Annotated in this window: 4 protein-coding genes; 2 read left to right on the plus strand and 2 right to left on the minus strand. The window is 70.2% G+C overall.

Annotation, left to right across the window (positions count from 1 at the left end):
* Positions 1-454: 454 nt before the first annotated feature.
* Entirely contained in the window at positions 455-1,945 is a 1,491-nt protein-coding gene (locus ACIHAD_RS44810; protein WP_397360953.1) for an alpha/beta fold hydrolase, read from the plus strand.
* 161 nt (positions 1,946-2,106) lie between these two features.
* Here ACIHAD_RS44810 and ACIHAD_RS44815 read toward each other — a convergent pair whose 3' ends face one another.
* Positions 2,107-3,420: a serine/threonine-protein kinase gene (locus ACIHAD_RS44815; protein WP_397360954.1), complete on the minus strand. Its 1,314-nt coding sequence runs from the start codon at positions 3,418-3,420 to the stop codon at positions 2,107-2,109.
* 628 nt (positions 3,421-4,048) lie between these two features.
* On the opposite strand from ACIHAD_RS44815, the gene ACIHAD_RS44820 reads away from it, so the two are divergent.
* On the plus strand, positions 4,049-4,474 hold the full coding sequence (locus ACIHAD_RS44820) for a nuclear transport factor 2 family protein (protein WP_397360955.1): 426 nt from the start codon (positions 4,049-4,051) through the stop codon (positions 4,472-4,474).
* Between the two features lie 536 nt (positions 4,475-5,010).
* On the opposite strand, the gene ACIHAD_RS44825 is transcribed toward ACIHAD_RS44820, so the two are convergent.
* A complete protein-coding gene (locus ACIHAD_RS44825) occupies positions 5,011-5,913 on the minus strand; it encodes an aldo/keto reductase (protein WP_397360956.1) in 903 nt (300 codons plus the stop codon).
* Between the last annotated feature and the right edge of the window lie 238 nt (positions 5,914-6,151).

The following is a 6,151-nucleotide window of genomic DNA, read 5'->3' on the forward strand; positions in this document are numbered from 1 at the left end:
CGCCATGTCGCCGTGCTCGCCGGACTCCCCGGCGTCCACGCGTTGGCCGTCTCCAACGGCGTCCTTCTGGCGGGCCCTATGTCCGTTATGCGGCTCCCCTTCCACCTGCCCTTCCTCCGTCCCTTCCACCTGCGCCGACACCCCCCGGCACCCACGAGGACCTCCGAAGCCCAGCCACTCCGACGGCGCTCACATTTGTCCAAGTTCCGGAGTAACGTCCACCAGCGCGGCCTTCGCCTGTTAGATTCCGGAGTCATGATCAAGAAAGGCACGGCAGCGACCCCGCCACAGGCCCGCTGAGGCGTAACGGGGTGCTCAACGGTACGGGGACCTTCGACGGGGGTCTGATCCTGTCCCCGCACGGCCGTCCGCTACGGCGAGGCCAGAACCCGATCGTGTGCCGTGCGAGCAGCCCGGCCGGCCGATCAACGTGCCGATCGACGATAGGAGCAATGTGCTGAGAAGAACTCCCCTGCTCGCCACCGCCCTCATGGTGATGACGACGCTGTTAACCGTCCCGATGGCGGGGACGGCCGGCGCGGCGGTGACCGGGCAGGACGTCACGGATGCCGTCGGCAAGCGCGGCATCACCTGGGGGCCGTGCGAGGAGGAACCCACCGTCGAGTGCGGCACGCTGGCCGTGCCCATCGACTGGTCCAGGCCCGACGGACCCACCGTCGCCCTGGCCCTGGCCCGCCGCAAGGCCACCGACCCGTCCGCCCGGATCGGTTCCCTGCTGAGCAACCCGGGCGGACCCGGCAACTCCGGCGTGAACGACATCCTGCGCCCCTCCGGCTTCAGCCAGGACGTCCAGCGGCGGTTCGACATCGTCGGCTTCGACCCCCGCGGCGTCGCCCGCAGCGGCTCGGTGACCTGCTCGGCCTCGGTGTACAACCAGATGCCGTCCCCGGTCATGACCAGCCAGGCCGACTACCTCACGTGGGTCGCCTTCGACAAGAGGCTGCGCGCGGACTGCCGCAAGCTCACCGGCCCCCTGTACGACCACCTCGACTCGGTCAACGTGGCCCGTGACATGGACGCCGTCCGGGCCGCGCTCGGCGACGACAAGCTGACCTCCTACGGCGTCTCCTACGGCACGCTCGCCCAGCAGATGTACGCCGAGCTGTTCCCCAACCGGATCCGCGCCATGGTGCTGGACAGCAACATGGACCACAGCCTGGGCGTCAAGGCGTTCCAGGTCACCGAGGCGGCCACCGTCCAGGACAGCTTCGCGGAGTTCATCGCCTGGTGCGAGCGCGACACCGAGTGCGTCCTGCACGGTCGCGACATCCGGGCGTTGTGGAAGGGTCTGCTGGACAAGGCGGACCGGGGCGAGCTGTTGTGGCCGGGCGACGGCCGTCCGGTGAGCGCCCACAACCTGCAGTGGCTGGGCGTGGTGCTCAACGAGGCGCCCGTCTGGCGGCAGGAGGCCGAGGTGCTGCGGGCGCTGGACGGCGGTCCGGTGCCGGACGACATGCCCGGACCTCCCGGCAACTGGCCCGTGAACGGCCAGTACGCCGAACTGCCCACCGCGATCCTGTGCCAGGACTGGAACCTGTCGCTGCGGGGCTACGACGAGTACGCCGAGGTGATGCGCGCCTCCAACGCGGTGGCCCCGGACATGCGGTACAACCCGATGCCGATGGGCGACATGCCGATCTGCCAGGGCCACCCGGTCAACAACCCCCAGCACCCGCTGCGGTACAGGGGCAGCACTCCGCTGCTGGTGGGCACCTCCATGCACGACCCCGACACGCCCTACGAGTGGTCGGCCAACGTGGCCCGGCAGCTCGGTCCCAAGGCCACCCTGCTCACCTACGAGGGCTGGGGCCACGGCGTCTACGGCATGACCGAGTGCACCACGGTCGTCATGGACAATTACCTGATCTCGCCGACCGTACCCGCCAAGGGCACCCGCTGCCCGGCGGAAGAGCCCCAGGGCTAGGCGGAACCGCAGTGTGAAGGTGCCGGGCCGACATGAATCGGCCCGGCACCGGCCGGGCCGCTGAACCCCCAGCCTGTGCGAGGAGATCTCCGCCGCAGTCAGCCGCCTCAGGCGGTGTTGTCGGCCAGGGCTCATCCTCCGAGACCTCAGGCCGGATGCCCCTACGACGAGAGCGACCCACGGCTCCGCAGCCGCCTCGACTCCCAGGCCCAGCCTGCCGTGAGGAACATGACGAAGGTGATCACGATCAACGGGATCACCCAGATCCTGTCGCCCCGTCTGATGTCCGCCATCGCCAGAAGAACGGCCATTCCGTCGAAGGCGAGGACCACGGCGCAGACGCCGGCGAGGAACCCGACGGCACCCCCGACGACCGCAACGGTCGTACCGGCGACCGGCGCCAGGAACCGGCCGACCTGAGCGCACAACAGACCGGCCACACCGATGTCGACGACGAGGACGACGGCAAGGGCGAGGCCCCATCGGTGTCCCGTCACCAGTGAACTCATGTACCTCCAGGGGTCGCCGGCCGCGGTGAGGCCGAGAGCCTTCGTGAGGCCGAGGACGCCGAGCGCGAAGACGATCGCCATCAGCACCGTGACCGCCCTGCGCTGCCATCCCCGCACGGGGACCTCGCCAGGCGGGAGGATCGCGGTGCGGTCCCGGACAAGGACCCGGCCCGGCTGCTGCTCGCCGAGCATCGCCAGCGCCTCCTCGACGGTCGGCCTGGTGTGCGGTTGCTTGTCGAGCAACCGGGTGATGAGCGGTGCGAGCCGGCCCGCACGACGTGGCGGCGGGGGCTCCTCCAGCAGGACCGCGGTCAGTGCCGCCGGATGGGTGTCGCGGCGGAACGGTGAGGCGCCCTCGACGGCCTGGTAGAGGGTCACACCGAGGGAGAACAGGTCGCTGGCCGGGAGCCCGTCGGTGCCGCGCAACCGTTCGGGGGCCATGTACTCGGGTGAGCCGATGAGCATCCCGGCGGTCGTCAGGGTGGTGTCGGTGGTGTGGACCGCGATCCCGAAGTCGGTGAGCAGCACCCTGCCGTCCGTGGAGAGCATGACGTTGGCCGGTTTGATGTCGCGGTGCACGATGCCGGCCTGGTGCGCCGCGCCGAGCGCCGCCAGCAGCCCCGCGGCTAGCTGCGCGGCGCGCTCCACCGGCAACGGTCCCTGGGCGTCGAGGTGCTCGTGCAGTGATCGACCGTCGATCAGCTCCATCACGATCCAGGGCAGGCCGTCCGAGACGACGTCATGGATGGCCACGACGTTCTCGTGCGCCCGCAGGCGGACGGCGTTGCGGGCTTCACGTGCGGTGCGCTCCAGCCGCTTGTCCTGCTCCGCCTCCGGCATCCCGGGCAGCAGCAGCAGTTCCTTGACCGCCACATCGACGTCCAGGACCTGGTCATGGGCCCGCCAGACCCGCCCGAACCCGCCGGACCCCAGTACGGCGATCAGTCGGTAACGTCCGCCGACCATGTAACCAGGCTGCGCCGATGTCATGACCATCCGCCCTCCTGCCCCGAACGACGGTGATCAGAATAGTCACCGGCATGGGGTGCCGTGGTCCTTCCTCTTCAGCGGCCACGCCGCGCGATCCTGTACCGCCTCGGGATGGTGGTGGCGAACAACCCGGTCGAGCGGGTCTTCCGGCGTCCGGATCCTCGCAAGGAGAAGGGGCGGAGCCGGCGACTTCGACTCCCGTGCTTCGGGTCCAGGGCGTTCGCATGGTGCGCCCTCCCTGCTTCGGGTCGAGGACGTTCGCGCAGTGCGGCCTTCCCGTGTTGCAGCCGTCGTCGGAGAAGACCGGTTCATTGCGTGATCGAGAACCCGACGAGTTGGTCGCTCAAGAACGTCCATGGCGAGCGGCCGTGGACCCGCGACAGGCCGGCGCCTCCCGCCGATCATCACAGAATCCCGTTGCTGCTGGTCGCGGTCGGCCTGGCGAGGGTCGCACTGATCTCGTACGGGCTGGTCGTGGTGGAACTCCGACCGCGGTGTCCGACTGACGACGGGCCGGCTCCAGCGCATCGAGCGGTACGTCGTCCTGGCACAGACCTAATCCCGTATGGTGTACGGTACATCGTACGACACGAGGAGGAGCAGCATGTACCAGCCGAACGCCGAGGAACTGAAGAGCATTGAGGAATGGTTCGCCGACTACGATGCGCTCGCCGAGCAGGGCGCGATCGAGCAGTTGGCCGACCTGGCGGTCTTCCCGATGAACGTGGCCACCGACGTGCCGGACGGCTACGCGAGCGTCCGCCAATGGACCCGGGCCGAGTACGTCGAAGCCATGAAGGAGTCCATGGGTGGCGGCACTGCCGGGCTCGACCTGCGCTCGACGCGCACGCCGCGTTTTCTCACCCCGAACCTGGTGGTCGTGGAGACCGAGGCGACGATGACGATCGAGGGCCAGGAGCACCACATGCACTACGCAGACCTGCTGGTGCGCGCCGAGGACGGGTGGGCGTTCCAGACCATGGTCCAGGGCGGCTGGGGTCACGGCTGGCCATCCGCCAAGCGCGGCTGACCTCGCCATCCCCGATCAGGGCACGCCTGATGGACGAGCCGGCAGGAATGTAGCCGGCTCGTCACGCGTCCAGCTGGCGGCGGCGCGGGTCGCCGGGCGTGGCCGTGGCCAGACCCAGGTCCAGGGTTAGGTCCAGGGCCGGGGGCCGGGGGCCGGAGGCCGGGGCCGGGGCCGGGGCCGGGGCCGGAGGCCAGGGGCCGGGGGCCGGGGGACGAAGCACACTAGCCCTTCGTCGGCCTCGGCCACGGGGAACGCCGGCGACTCCCCCTCATGGCACCCAAGAGCTGGGTATCGCCGCTGCCGTCCCGATGGTCACGACTTGCCTGCACCGGCCCCGGCCCGCCCTGACCCACGCCAGACGATCGCCTCAGGCCCTCGCCCCCTCAGGCCAAACCAGCCGGTCACCGAGCCCCCCACTCCCGCATCACACAAAAGCGGTCACATCGGCCAGCCGTTCCCCATACGAGGCCGAGGCGGTCAGGTACGACACCCGCACGCCACACCAGGCCGAGGCGATCACCTACCGCCCCCTCCCCCTACACCCCGCCGAGGCGGTCGAGTACAGCGGTGTGCACGTCCGCAGGGAGGGGGCCTTTGCGGGCGGCAGCGATATTGGCTCGCAGGTGTTGCGAGCGGCCCGAGCCGACGATCACTGAGTGCACCTCCGGGTGGCCGAGGATGAACCGGAGCAGGAGTTCGGTCACCGGCGCGCCGTCCGCCAGTTCGTCCAGGTGGGCGGCGGCGAGCCGTGCGTGGCGCTGGGCCAGCGGTCGGCGTACCGGTTCGGGCACTGCCTCGGGCGGCGGCGTGAGCGAGCGGGCCACCGAACCGCGGGCCACCGTCCCCGCCCCGGTCGCGGCGGCGGCCTCGACGAGCCGCTCGTGGGAGCGGTCGAGCGCCGAGTACGGCAGCAGGAACACGTCGAACACCCCCATCGCGATGTGGTCGGGAAGGTGGGGCAACTCCCCCGACATGCCGGTGAAGCGGATCAGGCCCTCGTCCTGGAGAGCCCGCATCTCGGCGACGGTGTCCTCGGCCTCCATCACGGCGACACTCGGACTGAGGTGCACCATCAGGATGTCGAGATGGTCGGTGCGCATCCGGCGCAGGCTCCTCTCGACCCCCGCACGGACATTCGCCTTCGTGTAGACGTGTGCCGGGTCGCCGTCCGCGAGCGGGCAGCCGCACTTGCTCGCCAGGACGAACTCGTCGCGGCGGTGCGAGACCCAGCGGCCGATGTGCTCCTCGGCGTCGCCGTAGTCGGGGGAGGTGTCGATGAGGTTGACCCCGGAGTCGAGGGCCTCGTTCAGCACGGTACGGGCGGCGTCGTCGGTCACCGGCGGGCCCCAGGCACCAGGGCCGCGCAGTTCCATGGCTCCGTAGCCGAGGCGGCTCACGCGCAGGCCGGTGCGCCCGAGGGTGGTGGTCGGGAGGGTCACGTCGCCGTCCTCAAGATCGAAGGGTGGTGGTGGTGCGCATGTCAGGTTCTTCGACGGGCGTGCGGAGGCCGGACCTCCGCGCCCCGCGGGTGGTCGGAGAGGTCAGAAGTCCATGTCGCTGCCCGGCATGCCGTGAGCGGCGAGGGACTTCTCGGGCTTCTCCGCGATGACGGCCTCGGTGGTGAGGAAGAGCGCCGCGATGGAAGCGGCGTTCTGCAGCGCGGAGCGCGTCACCTTG

Source organism: Nonomuraea sp. NPDC052265 (assembly GCF_044547985.1).
In the GTDB taxonomy this organism is placed as follows: domain Bacteria; phylum Actinomycetota; class Actinomycetes; order Streptosporangiales; family Streptosporangiaceae; genus Nonomuraea.

Bases quoted from the DNA above. Each gene is read 5' to 3' on its own strand.
- ACIHAD_RS44815 (WP_397360954.1), bottom strand. From the start codon at position 3,420: ATGGTCGGCGGACGTTACCGACTGATCGCCGTACTGGGGTCCGGCGGG.
- ACIHAD_RS44820 (WP_397360955.1), top strand. From the start codon at position 4,049: ATGTACCAGCCGAACGCCGAGGAACTGAAGAGCATTGAGGAATGGTTC.